The sequence below is a fragment of the Acerihabitans arboris genome (genome assembly GCF_010131535.1).
In the GTDB taxonomy this organism is placed as follows: Bacteria; Pseudomonadota; Gammaproteobacteria; order Enterobacterales; family Enterobacteriaceae; genus Acerihabitans; species Acerihabitans arboris.
The window spans coordinates 192,960-211,659 of sequence record NZ_WUBS01000005.1; the positions used below are offsets into that span (position 1 = coordinate 192,960).

Consider the following 18,700-nt stretch of genomic DNA (forward strand, 5'->3'; position numbering starts at 1 on the left):
AATAAATTTTAATTTGAACTATTATTTCAGAAACCTATTGAACGCCGATCCATGGCGGATATTTTAACCATAACCTCTGAGAGGAAAAAAAATCATGGGTAATTTTTTTCATCACGGACGAGCTCTGTGCCTTGCCGCAGCCATGCTGGGCATGACCGCCGGCGTCCAGGCGGCCGACGCGCCGGTGCGGGTGGGGTCTAAAATCGATACGGAAGGTTCGCTGCTGGGCAATATTATCGTCCAGGTCCTGGAATCCCATGGGGTGAAAACCATTAATAAATCCCAGCTGGGCACTACCCAGGTATTGCGCGGGGCCATCACCTCCGGTGAAATTGATATTTATCCCGAATATACCGGCAATGGCGCTTTTTTCTTCAGCGATGAAAAAGATCCCGCCTGGAAAGATGTCAATGCGGGGTATCAAAAAGTCAAACAACTTGATTATGACAAAAACCATATCGTCTGGCTGGACCCGGCGCCGGCCAATAACACCTGGACCATCGCCATCCGCGAGGACCTGGCCAAAGGTAAAAACATCGGCTCATTGACTGATTTAAGCCGTTATCTCAAAGAGGGCGGCAAGTTTAAACTGGCGGCGTCGGCGGAATTTATCGAACGCCCCGACGCCTTGCCCGCCTTTGAAAAAACCTATGCGTTTAAACTGCAGCAGGATCAGCTGCTGTCGCTGGCCGGCGGGGATACCGCGGTGACCCTGAAGGCCGCGGCCGAACAGACCTCCGGCGTCAATGCCGCCATGGCCTACGGCACCGATGGGCCGGTGGCCGCGCTCGGGTTGCGTACCCTGTCCGATCCTGACGGCGTGCAGCCGATTTATGCCCCGGCGCCTATTGTGCGCGAAGCGGTTTTGAAACAGCACCCGGATATGGTGGTCTGGCTTAAGCCGGTATTCGCCTCGCTCGATACCCAGACGCTGCAAAAGCTGAACGCCAGCATTGCGGTGGAAGGGCAAAACGCCAGCAAGGTGGCGGCGGATTACCTCAAGCAAAAGGGATTTGTGAAATCGTAACCCTCCAGGCGCACGGGGGAATATCCCGCCGTGGTTAAAAACCCTGTCCTGCTGACCCTGACGGTATTGCTGGTGTTGGCGGGCGCCGTGCTGCCGTTTGTCAACTATGCGCCGAACCGCCTGATGTCCGGCCAGGGCATTGGGTTTATCACCCTGATGCGCGGCGTATGGTTTTTGCCGCTGGCGCCGGCCGCCGCCTTCGCCGGGCTGTGTTTTGTCACGCCTTCCCGCCGGATGCAGGTGCTGGTGGTGGTGCTGGCGGAGCTGTTGCTGTTCTGCCTGGCGGCTCTGGCCGGCGTGGTGGCCGCGCAGCTGGCCGGGCAGGGCGGGAGCCTGGTACGCACCTCGTTTGGCAGCGGCTTCTGGCTGATGATTGTCCTGTGCCTGCTGATTGCCGCCGACGCCATCGGCCGGGCCACCGCCAGCCATACGCTGCGGGTATTGGCCAACGCGCAAATCTGGTTGCCGCCGGCGGCGCTGATCCTGACCGGTCGGCTGGATCAGCTGTCGCTGTTTAAAGAGTACGCCAATCGGCAGGATATCTTCCAGCAGGCGCTGGGCGAGCATCTGACCCTGCTGTTCGGCACCCTGGTCCCGGCCATTATTATCGGCATTCCGCTGGGATTGCTTTGCCATCGTTCGGCGCGCTGGCGCCCGGCGCTGTTTTCCACCCTGAATATTATCCAGACCATACCCGCCATCGCGCTGTTTGGACTGCTGATAGCGCCGCTCAGCGGCCTGGCCGCCGCCTGGCCGTGGCTGCGCGCGGCGGGCATCGGCGGCATCGGATTGGCCCCGGCGCTGATCGCCCTGGTGCTGTACGCCCTGCTGCCGCTGGTGCGCAGCGTTAACGCCGGTTTGCAGCAGGTGCCCGCCGAGGTGATAGAAACCGCGCTGGGCATGGGCATGACCTGGGGGCAGATATTTCGCCGTATCCAGGTGCCGCTGGCGTTGCCGGTGATCCTGTCGGGGATTCGCATCATTGCCGTGCAGACCGTCGGCATGGGCATGGTTGCCGCCCTGATCGGCGCCGGCGGCTTTGGCGCGCTGATGTTCCAGGGCCTGCTCAGCAGCGCGCTGGAACTGGTGCTGTTGGGGGTGATCCCGGCCATTGCCCTGGCGGTGCTGGTGGACACCCTGTTTAAACTGATCATCTCTTTTCTCGAGACGGTGCGCCAATGATTCAATTTCAACACGTCAGTAAAATCTTTCACGGCAAGCCGGCGGTGGAAAACCTGAACCTGAATATTGCCGAGGGCGAGTTTACCGTGCTGATTGGCACTTCTGGCTCGGGCAAGTCCACCACGCTCAAGATGATCAACCGCTTAATTGAACACGACCAGGGCAAGATTTTATTCGCCGGCGATGAAATCCACAGTTTCAAACCGCAGGAGCTGCGCCGGCGCATGGGCTATGCCATTCAATCCATCGGCCTGTTCCCGCACTGGACGGTTGAGCAAAATATCGCCACCGTGCCGCAGTTGCTGAAATGGCCGAAGGCAAAAATTCGCGATCGGGTCAGCGAACTGCTGGCGCTGCTGCATCTGGACGCCGATCGGTTTCGCGGTCGTTATCCTCACCAGCTTTCCGGCGGGCAGCAGCAACGGGTCGGGGTGGCGCGCGCGCTGGCCGCCGATCCGGAGGTGCTGCTGATGGATGAGCCCTTCGGCGCGCTGGACCCGGTCACCCGGGCCTCGCTGCAGGCGGAAATCGCCCGTATCCACCAGCTGTCCGGCCGCACGGTGGTGCTGGTGACCCATGATATTGACGAAGCGCTGGCGCTGGCGGATCGCATTGTCCTGCTCGATCAGGGGCAGGTGATCCAGCAGGGTTCGCCGCGCCATTTGCTGACCCGGCCCGCCAACGCGTTTGTGCGTGATTTTTTTGGCCGCAGCGATATCGGCATAAAATTACTGGCGCTGGGCGCGGCTGGCGCCCATGCGCGTAAAGGGGAGCGCTTGCCGGGCAAGCCGATCGCGGCCGCCATGACCCTGCGCGAAGCCCTGTCGGAGTTTGTTTCCCGCCAGACCGAACTGTTGCCGGTGGTGGATGAGCAGGGGCGGCCTATCGGCGTGCTGCATTTCCGCGATCTGGTCAAGCCGGCGGTGGAGGAATAGCATGCTGCGCCGGATAATCACCGATCCGTTATTATGGTGCGTGCTGCTGCTGTTGGCGCTGATGTTCGGCATGACGCGGCTGGACTGGCTGTTCTCGCAGTTGTTTCCGGCGCTGGATCGTCCGGTCTATCTGCAGGATAGCTTTGCGTCCCTGGCCTGGGCCCATGTGCAACTGGTGCTGATGTCGAGCCTTATCGCCGTGGCGATTGGCGTCGGCGCCGGCATCGGCGTGACGCGGGCGGCGGGTAAAGAGTTTCGTTCGCTGGTGGAAACCATCGTGGCGGTCGGCCAGACCTTTCCGCCGGTGGCGGTGCTGGCCGTCGCGGTGCCGGTAATGGGGTTCAGCGAGCAGCCGGCGATTATCGCGCTGGTGCTATATGGCCTGCTGCCTATCGTGCAGGGCACCATTGCCGGTATCGAAACGGTGCCCGGCTCCATCCTGGAAACCGCGACCGGCGCCGGCATGAGCCGCCGGCAGATTTTGACCCGGGTGGAACTGCCGCTGGCCGCGCCGGTTATCATCACCGGCATCCGCACTTCGGTGATTATCAATATCGGCACCGCCGCCATTGCCTCCACCGTCGGCACCAAAACCCTCGGTTCGCCGATTATCATCGGCCTGAGCGGCTTTAATACCGCCTATATCCTGCAGGGCGCCGTGCTGGTGGCCCTGCTGGCGGTGATAAGCGATATGCTGTTCGAGCGCTGGCTGCGCTGTTTTCACCGCCCCTGAGGCCGGTGGAGAAACCCTCAGCTGTGGACGATAACAATATAACCGGCCAACATCACGCCGCCGATGGCGCCGAGGGCGCACAGCGATATCAGGCCGAACACACCCGTTTTGATAAGATTCATACCGATCCTCAATACCGTAAGTAATCACATTATAAGTGCTGCGGCGAGCGAAACAAGCGCCGTCGGTAAGCGGATGTAATGGCTGCCGGCGGCGTATGCTACCGTTGCGGTAAACATCCAGGAAATCGGGCCAGCGCGTAGCGGAAACATCCCGGGCATGTGCTGGATGCCGCTTCCAATTCCGGCGGTCAACTGAAGATATATACAGCATAAGGCTGACGCCGGGGCCGGTCTGTGGGACAATAGCCGCCCCTCTATTAAAAAGATGTTGGTTCATGCCGCTGTCCGTCGCTACCAAGGCGCAAATCCATGATTGGTATAAAGCGCTGCAAAAACATATCCCGGATTTCATATCCCGTACGCCGCAGCGCCAGATGATTGCCGAAGTGGCGAAGGCGCTGTCCGGGGATATCGAACGCCATTTAGTGATCGAGGCGCCAACCGGCGTGGGCAAAACCCTGTCTTACCTGATCCCCGGCATCGCCATCAGCCGCGCCGAGCAGAAACCCCTGGTGGTCAGCACCGCCAACGTGGCGCTGCAAGACCAAATTTTCAGTAAGGATCTGCCGCTGCTGAAAAAGCTGATTCCTGATTTAAAATATACCGCCGCCTTCGGCCGCAGGCGTTACGTCTGCCCGCGCAACCTGGCGGCGATGGCGGCGGACAGCGTATTCCAGGGCGACCTGAAACTGTTCCTCGATGACGGCCTGGTGCCGGCCGACGGAAAAGAGCGCACGTTGTGCGGCAAAATGCAGCAGGACCTGGGCCGTTTTGCCTGGGATGGCCTGCGCGACCACTACCCCAAGTCGGTCAGCGACGCGCTGTGGGGCAAACTCAGTACCGATAAAGCGAACTGTCTCGGGCGTAATTGCCATTATTTCCGCGAGTGTCCGTTTTTTCTTGCCCGCAAGGAGATTGAAAGCGCCGATGTGGTGGTGGCCAACCATGCGCTGGTGATGGCGGCGCTGGATAGCGAATCGGTGCTGCCCAACCCGAAACATATGCTGCTGGTGCTCGATGAAGGGCATCACCTGCCCGACGTGGCGCGTGACGCGCTGGAAATAAGCGGCGAAATCACCATCGGTTTTGTCGCCCACCAGTTGGAACTGTTCATGCGCCAGACCGAGCAGATCCTGGCGCAGTTCAAACCGGCCAAGCCGCCCCTGCTCAGCGGCGGCGAACGCCTGAAGAATCACTGCGCCGAAATCCAGGAACTGGTGGCGCAGTTTGAACTGCAGGCGGTGTCCTTCCTGCCGAAGGACCGCGTGGCGGCCGAATTCCGCTTTGAAATGGGCCAGTTGCCCGCCGCCATGGGAGAGCTGGCCGCCAGGTTGCATAAGCTTACCGACGCGCTGCGCATGCTGACCGAATTCCTGCTCAACGATCTGGCCGAGAAGACCGGCAAGCAGGATATCGTGCGCCTGCACCAGGCGCTGCTGCAAACCAGCCGCACCCTGGGCTATTGGGAATCGACCAGCCGGTTATGGAAACTGGCGGCGCAGGAGAAAGCGTCCAATGCGCCGATATCCAAATGGCTGACCCGGGAAATGCACGATAGCGGCGCGCATATTTTCCTGCACTGCGTCGGCATCCGGGTCAGCGATCAGCTGGAAAAACTGCTGTGGTCCAGGATCCCCCACGCGGTGGTGACCTCGGCCACCCTGCGCTCCCTCAACAGCTTTGCCCGGCTGCAGGAACTGTCGGGGTTGCAGGAGCGGGCCGGGGATCGTTTTGTTACCCTCGGCTCGCCGTTCGACCATCGCCGCCAGGGCAAACTGGTAATCCCGCAGATGCGCTACGAGCCGGTGATGGCGCGGGAAGCGGAGCATATCGCCGAAATGGCCGCGTTCTTTCGCGCGCAACTGGCCGCCGGCGCGCATCACGGCCTTCTGGTGCTGTTTGCCAGCAATCGCGCGATGCAGCTGTTCCTCACCCATATGACCGACCTGCGATTGCAGCTTTTGGTCCAGGGCGACCAGCCGCGCTACCGGTTAATCGAGGAACACCGCCGGCGGGTGGATCAGGGCAAAACCAGCGTGCTGATGGGCCTGCAGTCCTTTGCCGAGGGCCTGGACCTCAAAGGTGAATTACTGACCCAGGTGCATATCCATAAAATTGCCTTCCCGCCTATCGACAGCCCGGTGATCCTGACCGAAGGGGAATGGCTGAAAAGCCAGAAGCGGCACCCGTTTGAAGTGCAAAGCCTGCCCAGCGCGTCGTTTAACCTGATCCAGCAGGTGGGCCGGCTGATCCGCAGCCATGAGTGTACCGGCGAAATTGTGATTTACGACCGGCGGCTTATCACCAAATCCTACGGCGCGCGCCTGCTGGCGGCGCTGCCGGTATTTCCCATCGAGCAGCCGGCGATGCCCGCGCCGGCCGGGGCTCCACCCGGTCACATCCCGGTTAAGGGCTGATGGGACGCCGCGCTCCCGGCAATACTTCCGCTAAGTGTGGACGGCGCCGCATGCTCAGGCGTGGCTTTCACCCTCCAGCTTCTGCGCAATGGCATTTTCCGCGGCTCGGGTTACCTGTTCCACATGTCCCGGGCAGTTGAACAGCGTTTCATACACCCGGTCGGCGATGGGATGGATCAGGTCGAGGCAATCCATCTGATGGTTATTCATAAACTGCCTTACCACCGCCCCGGTGGACGTCGCGGAGCCGTCCTCCACTTTGGCGATATGGGAATATTTATGCCAAATACCCACATCGGTCATGGCCTGCTGGAGAATATCCCGTTTGAATGTGGATCCAAAGCTAACAGGTTTATTTTCCTGGAGCCTGGTGGCGACGGCACTATCAATGGTTTTATTAATTCGCGCCGGCAGATAAAGTGCGAATTCCTGTAATTGCCATCCCAGCCTATCTTCAGGGTTATTCAGTAAGCCGGATTTCATTTCCTTTACCACGGCTTGCGCGGTTTGGGTAATAAACGCTTCACGATCGATAGGCCGGTCGTTTAATACTTCCAGGGAGGTAAATGTTGTCAGCTGGGGCCGTTCGGCCGCATCATCTGAATTTTTTTGCGCGGAGATAAGATCATAGTGTTTACCATTCCAGCCAGCCAGGGCGCGCATAAAAGACAACAAACCCCGGTCCGACGGCGAACCGCCGCTGTCCCCGGCGGCCGGCGCGGCCATGCTATCGCCTGTTTCCATTTCACTATAACCGTCCTCGCCCTCCATGCCGGATTTGCCCGCCGTTCTTGCCGAACTATTCCTGGCATTGGCCAGTTTTTTTACCAGCGCAGTCAATACGTGGGTTCTGAGCTTAACCTGGCCCGCGGCGCAGGACATGATTTTTGTATATGAGGATGGATTTATATTCGTTATATGCATAGCGCTTGCCTCATATTAACCAACAATGTGGGTAAATTAAAATAGTGTTTTTTTTATATCATGCATTTATTTAGCTTTCGAGGCATTTACCGGCGGTTGAGCGTTATCTACAAGTCCGGCTATGATAATTATTCTTTTTGGCCGTTTTAATTAAGATTCTGTAAAGAATATAAAATTTTTTGCTGTTTTTATTGGATCCTATTCTCTAGGTTTGTGAGGAAAAGAGATGCTGTTGCATACAAACCGCGCGGGGTGATGTCGTCGACAAGGGACGCTGACGTTAAACCCGGCTATCGAGGTCCGCGGCCGGGCATTTGCCCCTCGCTGCCGGCGCCGCATTTTACCAGGATGAGTTGCAGCACTTTATTAGCGCATTAATGAAAGGTATTGTGGATAGATGAATCCCCGCGGCGGCGGCGGAGGGCGGGTGTTTAACTTTTCATGGCTAGTGGAAACGGTCGGTTATGGATTACAGCAAGGTTATTAAAGAGGTCGGACGGGGCAAAAACCATGCCCGCGATCTGGATCGGCAGACGGCCGGCATCCTCTATCGCGCCATGCTGGCAGGAGACGTGCCGGAGCTTGAGCTTGGCGGGCTATTGATTGCCTTTCGCATCAAAGGCGAGGCCGAAGAAGAGATGCTGGGATTCTATGAGGCCATGCAGGAGCAGGTCATGGCGCTGCAGGCGCCGGCCGGGATGCCGCCGCCGGTGGTTATCCCCAGCTATAACGGCGCCCGCAAGCAGGCCAACCTGACGCCGTTGCTGGCGATGGCGCTCACACGTCTCGGTTTTCCGGTGGTGGTGCACGGCGTTACCGATGATCCGGGCCGGGTGACCAGCGCGGAAATTCTCCGTGAATTAGGCGTGGCGTGGCATGATTCCGCGCTTGCGGCGCAAAGCGCGCTGGTGCTGGGACGCGAGCCGGTGTTTATCCCGGTGCACCGCCTGTGTCCGGCGCTCGATGCCCAGTTGAAGCTGCGCTGGCGAATGGGCGTGCGCAACAGCGCCCATACGTTGGCCAAGCTGGCGACGCCGTTCCATCATCACCTGCACTGGCGCCTGTGCAGCGTGTCGCATCCGGAATACATCACCCGTATAGCCGCTTTTTTCAACGCTATCAACAGCAGCGGCCTGCTGATGAACGGCACCGAGGGTGAAACCTACGCCAATCCGCAGCGTCTGGCGAAAATCTATGCTTTGCACCAGGGGCGGCAACAACTGTTGCTCGACCCACTGGCGCATGCTTTGCCGGCGCTGGAAAAACTGCCGGACGCGCGCGATGCCTTGACCACCGCGCGCTGGACTGAATCCTGCCTGCGGGGAGAGTTTGCCCTGCCGGAGGCTATCCGGCTACAGCTGGCTGCCATCCTGCTGGCCACCGGCCAATCTTCCGCCCTTGCCCAGGCGCTGGCCACGGTCGATCGGATTATTCCCCACGGCTGATCGCGGGCAGCCGGGGGCATGGCGACGGCAAGCGCCTTGCGCCGTTGGCCGGGGTTACGGTCGATGAAACGAATTTAATAGGGAAACGATATGCAACAGGCAGTGGAGTATTTTAACGCGCTGAACCGCGATTACCTGGCGGTGCACCGGGCCAAGGAAGATCTGTTCTGGCAAAATTATATGGCGATGGGCGGTGATGATGTCTCGGACCGTTTTGCCGCCGCGGAACAGGCCTATAAACGGTTTATCGCGGCACCGGCGCGCCCGGGGGAGATTCGGCGGCATATTGCCGCGCTGGAACAGTCGCCGCAAAACCGCGAGCGTGACGACACCCTGCACGGCCTGCGCGGCTGGGCGCGTTTTTTTGACTGCAACGTGATCGAAGATGCCCGGGCGCAGAGCCTGATGGATGACATTATCGCCGGGGAAAATAGCCTCTATGCCCGGCGCAAAACCCTGACGCTGGCCCATATTAACGATAAGGGCGAACGGGTGCCGGCGTCCCTGGGCGAACTGATGACCAACCAGGCCAACAACGCCGATGAGTCCGCGCGTCAAAGCTCGCAGCTGGCCCTGCGCGAGCTGGAGCAGTGGCTGCTGCACAATGGCTTCCCGACCCTGGTACGCCTGCGCAACCGTTTTGCCCGCCAAATGGGGTATCGCAATTATTTCGATTACAAGGTTAATAAAACCGAGCGGATGACGCCGGAACAGCTGTTCGCCATTCTGGATCGTTTTGAGCGGGAGACGCGGGAGGGCAACTTGCGCAGCCTGCGGCAGCTTGCGGCGGAAAAGGGCCAGGAAGCGCTCAAACCCTGGAATATCCGCTATCAGACCGCCGGCGACGTCACCCGCCAGATGGATCCCTACCTGCCGTTTGCCGAATCCCTGGGCCGCTGGGTGGACAGTTTTAAACGCCTGCATATCGGTTTCAACGGCGCGCGGATGCAGCTTGACCTGCTGGTGCGCAAGGATAAGTACGAAAACGGCTTTATGCACGGGCCGGTGCCGCCGTTCTGGCAACAGGGCGAATGGATCCCGGCGCGCATCAACTTTACCAGCCTGGCCAAACCGGACCAGGTCGGCAGCGGCATCAACGGCATCAATACGCTGTTTCACGAGGGAGGACACGCGGCGCATTTTGCCAATATCCGCCAGAATGCCCCCTGTTTCTCCCAGGAATTCCCGCCCACCTCCATGGCGTATGCCGAAACGCAGTCCATGTTTTGCGACAGCCTGCTGGACGACGCCGACTGGCTGAAACGCTATGCGCTAAACGGCAACGGCGAGCCTCCGCCGGATGAGCTGATCCGGGCGTGCATCGCCGCGCGCCAGCCCATGCGCGCCTTCAACGAGCGCCATATCCTGCTGGTGCCCTACTTTGAATGGGCATTGTATCAATGGGAGGATGAGCGGCTGACGCCGGAAGCCATTACCCGGCTGGCGCGGGAAACCGAACAACGCATCCTGGGAATTGAGGGCAGCCCACGGCCGACGATCGCCATTCCGCATCTGCTATCGCAGGAATCCGCCTGCTCCTATCAGGGGTATCTGCTGGCGCTGATGGCGGTGGAACAGACTCGCCGGTTTTTCCTTAAGCGCGACGGCTATCTGGCCGATAACCCGGCCATCGGGCCGGATTTGGCCACCCATTACTGGCTGCCGGGCAATAGCGTTACCCATGACGACACGCTCCGCAGCCTGACCGGGGAAGGGTTTAATCCCCTCTACCTGGCGGCGGCCTGTAACCAGACGGTGGAACAGGCCTGGCGACAGGCGCAGGACAGTATGCAGCAGGGGCAGGCGCGGGCGCGGCCCGCCGCCGATTTTGATCTGGACGCCGCCATCACCATTATCGACGGCGAGCGGGTGCTGGCATCCAATGAGCATGGCGATGCCCAGATGTGCCGGGAGTTTGCCGCGGCGATTCGTCGGGAATATCAATAAGCGGGAAAGCCGGGGGATATCAATCTTTATGGTAAACCGGGCTGTAGCCTTCAATGGCCTGGTTCTTCTCGGGTGAAAAAACCTGGCGCGGGCAGTTGCCGGCGGTACTGGCGGTGGTTTTGCTGATACAGGCGCTATCGGCGCGCGGGTTACGCGGCATGTCGCCTGTCCGATAGCCGGGCAGCGCGTAGGCCGCGGCGCTCAAGATCAACAGGGAACTGGCTATAATCATGTGCTTCATAATAATCACGCTGTAAATAATATCATATCGAATGCTTATGATACGCTTGATAAATGGATTTTACCGCCGTGATTATTGATAAAGTACCTCGGAAAATTTGATGAATCGTAAACAAACATGTCCTTACGCGGTTACGGGTGCCCGGATCCGGCCCTAACGCGGGTTTCGATCGTCCGGGCGCACCATGTCAAAGCGCTGCTCGTCAGAAATACCGTAGTAGGCGCTGGGGCCGCCGGCGCGCAGTATGGGATGGGCGGCGGCGGTTTGATAAACGCCCTGGTCGTTAAGCAATTTTTTATCAATATGCACCGCCACCACTTCACCCAACACCAGCCAGCTCTCAATTAACCCGCCCTGCGCATCCTGCAGCTGGATGCATTGGGTTAACTTACATTCAAAATTTACCGGACTTTCGGCCACGCGGTGCGCCGCCACCCGCTCTCCCAGTACGGGCGTCAGGCCGGCAAAACCGAATTCGTCCTGGCCCGCGGGCAGCGAGGCGGAGCTATTATTCATCGCGTCCGCCAGTTCACGGGTCGCCAGGTTCCAGACAAACTCACCGGTGGCGCTGATATTGGCCACGCTATCCTTCCAGCCGACGCTGCAAAAACCCACAATCGGCGGATGGTAGTTAAAACCGTTGAAAAAACTATAAGGCGCCAGGTTGCGCTGCCCCCGTGTATTGACCGAGGCAATCCAGCCTATGGGGCGGGGACCGATGATGGCGTTAAACGGATCGTGAGACAGGCCGTGCCCGTGGCGCGGTTCGTAAAAATGCATGGAAGATGAACTCATGGATTCTCCAGCAACAGGGTTTTTCCAACAACTCGGACATTTATGCCGGCGGGCATCGGCGTCCCCCCGCGCAGGGCAGGCGCCGTATCGTCGTTGAAACGGCGAGGTGCCGCGGTGGCGAATAGTGGCCGCCGGCGGCCATCGGCGGGCCGGCGTTTCAGGATTATGATACGGCGGGCGCATCAGCGCAACTGGCTGTCTTTGCTTCCCCGACGGTTGTAGCCGCTGTGGGCCTGCTGCTTTTTGTCGCGCTCTGATTGGCACTTCACGCACAACCGCACGCCGGGCAGCGCCAGGCGCCGCGCCTCGGGAATCGGTTCGCCGCACTCCTGGCAATGATGCGCGCTTTCCCCTGTGAGCAGGGACTGCCGCGCCCGCTCCACCGCGTCATTGATGGTGGAGTCTATCTGTTCCTGCACCGCGCCTTCCGGCGCCCAGCCGCTAGCCATAAGCTTTGCCCCATCCGTTAAGCCTGCGTGAAAAAAAGCAAAAAGCCGGCAACCTGCGCTGCCAGCTTTTATGTATTTCCCTGATTAACCGGCATCGCGCGTGCGCGTGCCGGTTAAGGATAGGATTTATTCGATATTAGATTCGATAAACCACAGGAATTTATCCAGGTCGCGGGACGCCGCGGTGAAGATATCGGCGGTGTCTTCATCGTCTTCCGCTTCGGAAATCGCCTTACGGGTGTCGTTCGCCACCACGCCATAACGATCGGCCAGGGCCTTCAGGTGATCCTGAACGCTATGGATATTGGTCGGATAGCTGGTCAGCGGGGTCTTGTCATTGGTGACCTGTACGGTACCGAGCGCCACGCCGCCTAACTGAACCACACGTTCGGCAATCGTATCCTGATGATCCTGAATGACGGTACGGAAGCCGTCGAGCATTTCATGCACCGCGATAAAATTGGCGCCACGCATGTTCCAATGCGCTTGCTTGGTGATCAGCGCCAGATCGACATACTCGATCACCAGGCGGTTAAGCAGCGCGATACTGGAAATCTTGACAGATTCTTCCAGATTGTTACGCGTATAAATTAGTTCGGAAGATTTCGTTTTAACCAGTTTAGCGGTACTCATCATTAATCATCCTCTTAATTGATCATTATTAATTTCGTTCAGGCATAAAGTATAACAGCGTTTGGCAATCCTGCATCCTATCACTCATATCGCCGATACCTTTCAGTGTCGCCACCGCTGAACGCATTAAACAGCTTATCAGGATAAAAGGCACCAGCCACTGTAACCTTGACTTTTTCACAACGCAGCAGGTTGTTACGAGTCGGTAATACAAATGGTTTTCATTTAAACAAATGCCTCTAATAATTATTATAGCAAAAATTAAATGGTTCAACACAGTGCCCCGGGGCGGCGCAAAGTAAAAAAACAAGCGCAGCGGCAACAAAAAGGGACGCATTTAATGTTCCTATTTTGGGCGATCTAGCAGCGTAATAACATAATTAAATAGCAACGGCGGTTTTTATGAACGAAAAATATGAGAACGGCGGCATGACCCCATGAAAAAAAATCAAGCGTAAAGTGCAATGGCGGACTATTTTTTAGTCATTCCGTTCGGATTAATCTGGATATGTTGTAAGGATACGTAAAGGTGAATTTGTGAGCCATAGCCCAAAACATAAGTAAAATGAATAGGATAGAACGCTTTGAAAACTTATGTTACACCATACGTTTACTTGGACAACATTTATTAAGCAGAGTTTCGTGCTACTTTTTGTTATATTTTCATGGTTAGGACGTAAATTCACATTTGAGGTGGTTATGAACAAAATTGCATGTCTTTCAGCGTTAGCTTGTGTATTGGCAGTAGCGGCGGGTTCGGCAACGGCGGGCGAAAGCACCGTTACCGCGGGTTATGCCCAAGGTGATATGCAGGGCGTCATCAACAAGGCTTCCGGTTTTAACCTGAAGTACCGTTACGAAATGGACGAAAGCGCGCCTTGGAGCATGATCAGCTCCTTTACCTATCTGGAGAAAAACCAGTCCCAGGACGGTTTTTACCAGAAAGGCCAATACTACGGCATCACCGCCGGTCCGGCATACCGTATTAACGATTGGGCCAGCGTCTATGGCGTAGTCGGCATGGGCGTGGGCAAAACCACCAATAACGACCAACGCGGCGGCGACAACAACGGCTTTAGCGATGTAGGCGTAGCTTACGGCGCAGGCCTGCAGTTCAACCCTATGGAAAATGTCGCGCTTGACGTTTCCTATGAACAAAGCCGTATCCGCAGCGTCGACGTCGGCACCTGGATTGCCGGTGTTGGTTACCGCTTCTAATTTTCTTTCCGCGGTCGGGCGTCACCGGTTTTCCGGTTAACGACTCCCGGCGGTAAGATGATAAGCATGGCCGATCCTTTCAGCCATGCTTTTTTTATTCCCGGGCATAACGCTGTTACGTCATTACAAAATTTCATTTTATACCACATCCCTGTTATATTTCCCTCTTTATACTCACCCCGGCAGACCCGGCTTATGTATAATTGCTGCCGTTATTTTACTGGATCTGGCCATGTGCGTTCGCCCATATCATGCAGGCGCACGCCTTATCCGTCGAATATATTGTTTATACATGTTGAATATGACAACGCTGATATTTGTTAGTGAAGTTAATATGACAACATATTAAAAGAACCCTAAGAAATAGTGCTGGCAACTGCGTCTGAAACGGTGGCAATACCAACCACAGCGGGTGGCCATCGCAGGCCGGGGCGCGATACGACCGCGCCGGCGGATGTCGGGCGGGGAGGCGCGGTATAAGGCATGCGACGCCGCGCCAAAGCTGGCTCATCCGGTCCGGGCCGGATCGCGCTGGGCGATGGCGGCAAAGTGTTCGCATACAGAGAGAGCAATCTAACAGCGGAGTGTGGCATAATGTGGGTAATGTCACGTTTTTAATGAAGAGTATCTCCTTTTGCTAATCTGTAACAACATCACCATGCAATTCGGTAGCAAACCGCTATTTGAAAATATTTCCGTTAAATTTGGCGGCGGCAATCGCTACGGCCTGATTGGCGCCAACGGCTGCGGCAAATCCACCCTGATGAAAATCCTCGGGGACGATCTGGTGCCCAGCGGCGGCCATGTCAGCCTGGATCCCAACGAACGCCTGGGCAAGCTGCGCCAGGATCAGTTCGCGTTTGAACACTATACGGTACTTGATACCGTCATCATGGGCCACGCCGAGCTGTGGGCGGTGAAAGAAGAGCGCGACGGCATTTACGCCATGGCCGAAATGAGCGAGCAGCAGGGCTACCGGGTCGCCGATCTGGAAGTGCTGTATGGCGAAATGGACGGTTATACCGCCGAAGCGCGCGCCGGTGAACTTCTGCTGGGCGTCGGTATTCCCCTGGAGCAGCATTACGGCCCGATGAGCGAAGTGGCGCCGGGCTGGAAACTGCGCGTGCTGCTGGCGCAGGCGTTGTTCGCCAATCCGGATATCCTGTTGCTGGACGAACCGACCAATAACCTGGATATCAATACCATCCGCTGGCTGGAGCAGGTATTGAACGAGCGTAACAGCACCATGGTCATTATTTCCCATGACCGGCATTTCCTGAATATGGTCTGTACCCATATGGCGGATCTGGATTACGGCGAGCTGCGCATCTATCCCGGTAATTACGACGATTATATGACCGCCTCCACCCAGGCGCGTGAACAGCTGATGTCCGGCAACGCCAAGAAAAAGGCGCAGATTGCCGAGCTGCAATCTTTTGTCAGCCGCTTTAGCGCCAATGCGTCCAAATCGCGCCAGGCCACTTCCCGCGCCCGCCAGATCGAAAAAATCAAGCTGGACGAGGTTAAGGTCTCCAGCCGGCAGAATCCGTTTATCCGTTTTGAGCAGGGTAAAAAACTCTTCCGCAACGCCCTGGAAGTGCAGCAGCTGACCCAGGGTTATGACGGCCAGCCGTTGATCGGCAAAATGAACCTGATGCTGGAAGTGGGCGAGAAGATGGCGGTGCTAGGCCCCAACGGCATCGGTAAAACCACCCTGCTGAAAAGCCTGGTGGGCGAGCTGCCGCCGGTCGGCGGCACCATCAAATGGTCGGAAAACGTCAGCATCGGCTATTACGCGCAGGATCATTCCAGTGAGTTTACCGAAAATATTAACGTGTTCGACTGGATGAGCCGGTGGAAGCAGCCCAGCGACGACGAGCAGGCGGTGCGCAGCATCCTCGGCCGCTTGCTGTTCAGCCAGGACGATATCAACAAACCGGTCAGCGTGTTATCCGGTGGTGAAAAAGGCCGCATGATGTTCGGCAAGCTGATGATGGAAAAACCCAATATCCTGCTGATGGACGAACCGACCAACCATTTGGATATGGAATCCATCGAGTCGCTGAACTCGGCGCTGGAACTTTACCAGGGGACGCTGATATTTGTCTCCCATGACCGTGAATTCGTCAGCTCGCTGGCGACGCGCATCCTAGAGCTGACGCCGGAAAAAGCGATCGATTTCAGCGGTAATTATGAGGATTACCTGCGCAGCCAGGGGTTGAATTAAGCGAGTCTCCCCCTAGCCTATCCATTGCGGCCCCGCCTATGCGGAGCCGCTTTATCTCTGGTCCGCAGATATTCCGCCAGGATATGTTTTCGACACCGTCGCCTGCTTATCAGCGGTGATAAGTTTTTTTAGGCCAGGCACTATACGCGGAGTATTATTTTGTTATGCTCGCCATTGCCACTCAGCCATTTTAGAATGCTGAATTATTCATGTAATTGTAGTTTTATGTTCGTATTCATCCTGTGTCTTATTATTTAAATTAATGGAAACTAAATATGTTAAGGAATACAGGTTCACTGCCCGATATTTGTGTTCAACGCGGAAAGCAGAATGAATTTATTAATAGCTCTAATTGTGTTAGTGGAAACAAATTGCACTGTAATAGCGTTGAGAACCTGTCGCTAGCTATAGCGCCTTCCATCACAAAAAAAAGGACACGGACACCGTAAATAATAACCGGTTAAAAAATGCCATCGAGCTATTATTTTTGAGTGAAGAAAGAACGGAATTAGAAAAAATAAATATTTTTGAAAAAGAATATTTCGATGCGGTTAATAAGAGATCAATAAATTTTCCGGTGATTGCAAAGGATTTCATAAAGACTATCCGTAGCGAATTCAAAGCCAAATCAGATAATAAGCATTAAGGACGCGATGACGCCAACATCATTGAAAAAAAGCTGAAATTATATTCCCAAGTTAACTCCAGGTTGCGTAAAGGGCAAAGTTTCAATGTAATGTGTCCGGCAATGAATAATGATAAAAAATACATCGAAGCTTACGATAAAAATCACACTTCTCGTGAGGCATTCCGCAATTGGGGTCGATTACTTTGGGAAAACCGCAGTGTTGCTATTGTAAATTGCACTCACCAATGCGCGGTGGGGTACTATTTACTGGACCCAATGTTTAGGCAATTACTATCGCGTGATTTTTATATAGATGTGCTATCAATGACGGATAACAATGATAAACGCGCATTTTCGCACGATGTACTTATATTTAAAAATTATCCTCCTAAAAAACCTATGCCTGATAATACACGTAAGGCATGGCATCAAAATGATTTTATTATCGATCCTCGGGCAAAAATCTATTGTCCCGCCCATGAGTATGCAGAACATTGGAATGAGAAAATGCGTAAATGGGACAGTAGAAACTTATCATAGGCAAGGATACCAGAGCCAAAGAATTGCTTGGTTTTTTTGAGCAATGCCGTATAAAAAGCTACTTCGCTTAGCATGTGCCCCCTGTTGATAATAATTATAATGACCTTGATAACTGGCATGAAGATGCTCGAAGGATAGCGTTCGCTAGCTTGTCTTGCGCATGGGACCGTTGATGAAGCGATACGCTACTTGAGGTCCTTGTAATGTATCGCCCCGTTTTTAATGGCATATCCCGCTCATCCCGGATTCGCCATGGCAGGGTGCGCGCATGGAGATCGTTTTTGCTGGTTGTGACCATGGGTTCCGCGCAGCGGCGTATGGCCCGTTAGAAGACCGATAGTCGAGAGGGCCGGGCCAGCTGGTCCTGTCATCGCTTGCCGGCACCAGGCGTCAAAGAACGCCGCCGCTGGCAAAAGAATCTTCTCGCAGCGTATCAGCGCCCCCGGCAATACCGCCGCAGGTGCGCCCGTCACCCGGGCGCCGCCGTTCCGCATACTTTGCAATGAGGATCCCGCGGCAATAGCATCTCCCGAAACTGCAGGGTCATGGCGTCATAGGTGACCAGCCGGCCCACGGGCGCCTGGCCAAACCCCGTCAGCAGCTTGATTGCCTCCATGGCCTGCAACGAGCCGATAATGCCCACCAGGGGCGCCATCACGCCTGACTCCGCGCAGGTGAGGCCCTCGGCGCCGAACAACTGGCTCAGGCAGCGATAGCATGGCTCGCCGGGCCGGTAGGTAAACACGCTGATTTGCCCTTCCATACGGATGGCCGCGCCGGACACCAGCGGCATCTTTTGGGCAAAACACAACCGGTTAAGCTGTTCGCGGGTCGCCAGGTTATCGGTACAGTCCACTACCACGCCATGCCGCGCCATCAGCGCCGCCAGCGCCTCGTCGTCAAGGGAGGCGTTGCGCGTGGCGATGGCGACATGGGGATTGACCGACGCCAAGGCCTCGGCGGCGGAATCGACTTTTGCCATGCCGATGCGCCGATCGTTGTGCAGGATCTGCCGCTGCAGATTGGACAGCGCCACGGTATCAAAATCCAGCAGGGTAAGGCGGCCGACGCCGGCGGCGGCGAGATACAGCGCCGCGGCGCAACCAAGCCCGCCCACGCCTACCACCAGCGCGCCCGCGCTTTTCAGCTTTTCCTGGCCGTCAAAATCGAAGCCGCGCAGCGTGATTTGCCGGTTGTAGCGCAGCATTTCCTGATGAGTCAATTCGTCCGCCACGGC

Annotated in this window: 17 protein-coding genes; 10 read left to right on the forward strand and 7 right to left on the reverse strand. The window is 56.5% G+C overall.

Going from position 1 to position 18,700, the window contains the following annotated elements; translation table 11 throughout:
* Positions 1 to 142: 142 nt before the first annotated feature.
* From osmF to GRH90_RS08825, 4 genes are read left to right on the forward strand one after another with little or no spacing between them, the layout of a single operon-like run.
* Entirely contained in the window at positions 143 to 1,027 is an 885-nt protein-coding gene (gene osmF / locus GRH90_RS08810) for a glycine betaine ABC transporter substrate-binding protein OsmF (protein WP_178113092.1), read from the forward strand.
* Positions 1,028 to 1,057: 30 nt separating this feature from the next.
* Positions 1,058 to 2,209, forward strand: coding sequence for an ABC transporter permease (locus tag GRH90_RS08815; protein ID WP_162365572.1), 1,152 nt, complete (start codon positions 1,058 to 1,060; stop codon positions 2,207 to 2,209).
* Positions 2,206 to 3,144, forward strand: a complete 939-nt coding sequence (locus GRH90_RS08820; RefSeq protein ID WP_162365573.1) for an ABC transporter ATP-binding protein — start codon at positions 2,206 to 2,208, stop codon at positions 3,142 to 3,144. The genes GRH90_RS08815 and GRH90_RS08820 overlap by 4 nt, the downstream gene beginning before the upstream one ends.
* Before the next feature lies 1 nt (position 3,145).
* Complete coding sequence (locus tag GRH90_RS08825) at positions 3,146 to 3,877, forward strand: ABC transporter permease (protein ID WP_162365574.1); 732 nt, start codon at positions 3,146 to 3,148, stop codon at positions 3,875 to 3,877.
* Positions 3,878 to 3,894: 17 nt separating this feature from the next.
* Here the strand turns inward: GRH90_RS08825 and GRH90_RS26225 are convergent, their stop codons facing one another.
* Positions 3,895 to 3,999: a YohO family small membrane protein gene (locus tag GRH90_RS26225; RefSeq protein ID WP_246235948.1), complete on the reverse strand. Its 105-nt coding sequence runs from the start codon at positions 3,997 to 3,999 to the stop codon at positions 3,895 to 3,897.
* A 275-nt stretch (positions 4,000 to 4,274) separates the two neighbouring features.
* On the opposite strand from GRH90_RS26225, the gene dinG reads away from it, so the two are divergent.
* A complete protein-coding gene (gene dinG / locus GRH90_RS08830) occupies positions 4,275 to 6,416 on the forward strand; it encodes an ATP-dependent DNA helicase DinG (RefSeq protein ID WP_162365575.1) in 2,142 nt (713 codons plus the stop codon).
* Between the two features lie 54 nt (positions 6,417 to 6,470).
* On the opposite strand, the gene GRH90_RS08835 is transcribed toward dinG, so the two are convergent.
* Positions 6,471 to 7,256 (reverse strand): hypothetical protein, encoded by a 786-nt coding sequence (locus GRH90_RS08835; RefSeq protein WP_162365576.1) that lies wholly within the window; start codon positions 7,254 to 7,256, stop codon positions 6,471 to 6,473.
* Between the two features lie 548 nt (positions 7,257 to 7,804).
* Here GRH90_RS08835 and ybiB point away from each other — a divergent pair.
* Both ybiB and GRH90_RS08845 read left to right on the forward strand, forming a co-directional pair.
* Positions 7,805 to 8,785 carry a DNA-binding protein YbiB gene (gene ybiB / locus GRH90_RS08840; RefSeq protein ID WP_162365577.1) on the forward strand — a complete coding sequence of 327 codons (981 nt, stop codon included), beginning with the start codon at positions 7,805 to 7,807 and terminating at the stop codon, positions 8,783 to 8,785.
* Between the two features lie 90 nt (positions 8,786 to 8,875).
* Positions 8,876 to 10,732, forward strand: coding sequence for a M3 family metallopeptidase (locus tag GRH90_RS08845; RefSeq protein WP_162365578.1), 1,857 nt, complete (start codon positions 8,876 to 8,878; stop codon positions 10,730 to 10,732).
* A 19-nt stretch (positions 10,733 to 10,751) separates the two neighbouring features.
* Here the strand turns inward: GRH90_RS08845 and GRH90_RS08850 are convergent, their stop codons facing one another.
* The 4 genes from GRH90_RS08850 to dps all read right to left on the reverse strand — a co-directional run bounded on the left by GRH90_RS08850 (position 10,752) and on the right by dps (position 12,850).
* Complete coding sequence (locus tag GRH90_RS08850) at positions 10,752 to 10,973, reverse strand: hypothetical protein (RefSeq protein WP_162365579.1); 222 nt, start codon at positions 10,971 to 10,973, stop codon at positions 10,752 to 10,754.
* A gap of 153 nt (positions 10,974 to 11,126) precedes the next feature.
* On the reverse strand, positions 11,127 to 11,768 hold the full coding sequence (locus GRH90_RS08855; protein ID WP_162365580.1) for a flavin reductase family protein: 642 nt from the start codon (positions 11,766 to 11,768) through the stop codon (positions 11,127 to 11,129).
* Between the two features lie 182 nt (positions 11,769 to 11,950).
* Complete coding sequence (locus GRH90_RS08860) at positions 11,951 to 12,217, reverse strand: DksA/TraR family C4-type zinc finger protein (protein ID WP_162365581.1); 267 nt, start codon at positions 12,215 to 12,217, stop codon at positions 11,951 to 11,953.
* 126 nt (positions 12,218 to 12,343) lie between these two features.
* The gene (gene dps, locus GRH90_RS08865; protein ID WP_162365668.1) at positions 12,344 to 12,850 is read right to left on the reverse strand and encodes a DNA starvation/stationary phase protection protein Dps; all 507 of its coding nucleotides are present in this window, start codon (positions 12,848 to 12,850) and stop codon (positions 12,344 to 12,346) included.
* Between the two features lie 699 nt (positions 12,851 to 13,549).
* Between dps and ompX the strand changes: the two genes are divergently transcribed.
* The 3 genes from ompX to GRH90_RS08880 all read left to right on the forward strand — a co-directional run bounded on the left by ompX (position 13,550) and on the right by GRH90_RS08880 (position 17,463).
* Positions 13,550 to 14,068 (forward strand): outer membrane protein OmpX, encoded by a 519-nt coding sequence (gene ompX, locus GRH90_RS08870; protein WP_162365582.1) that lies wholly within the window; start codon positions 13,550 to 13,552, stop codon positions 14,066 to 14,068.
* Between the two features lie 634 nt (positions 14,069 to 14,702).
* The gene (locus GRH90_RS08875; RefSeq protein WP_162365583.1) at positions 14,703 to 16,295 is read left to right on the forward strand and encodes an ABC-F family ATPase; all 1,593 of its coding nucleotides are present in this window, start codon (positions 14,703 to 14,705) and stop codon (positions 16,293 to 16,295) included.
* A 748-nt stretch (positions 16,296 to 17,043) separates the two neighbouring features.
* Positions 17,044 to 17,463 carry a hypothetical protein gene (locus GRH90_RS08880; protein WP_162365584.1) on the forward strand — a complete coding sequence of 140 codons (420 nt, stop codon included), beginning with the start codon at positions 17,044 to 17,046 and terminating at the stop codon, positions 17,461 to 17,463.
* A 469-nt stretch (positions 17,464 to 17,932) separates the two neighbouring features.
* Here the strand turns inward: GRH90_RS08880 and moeB are convergent, their stop codons facing one another.
* Positions 17,933 to 18,697, reverse strand: a complete 765-nt coding sequence (gene moeB, locus GRH90_RS08885; RefSeq protein ID WP_162365585.1) for a molybdopterin-synthase adenylyltransferase MoeB — start codon at positions 18,695 to 18,697, stop codon at positions 17,933 to 17,935.
* Between the last annotated feature and the right edge of the window lie 3 nt (positions 18,698 to 18,700).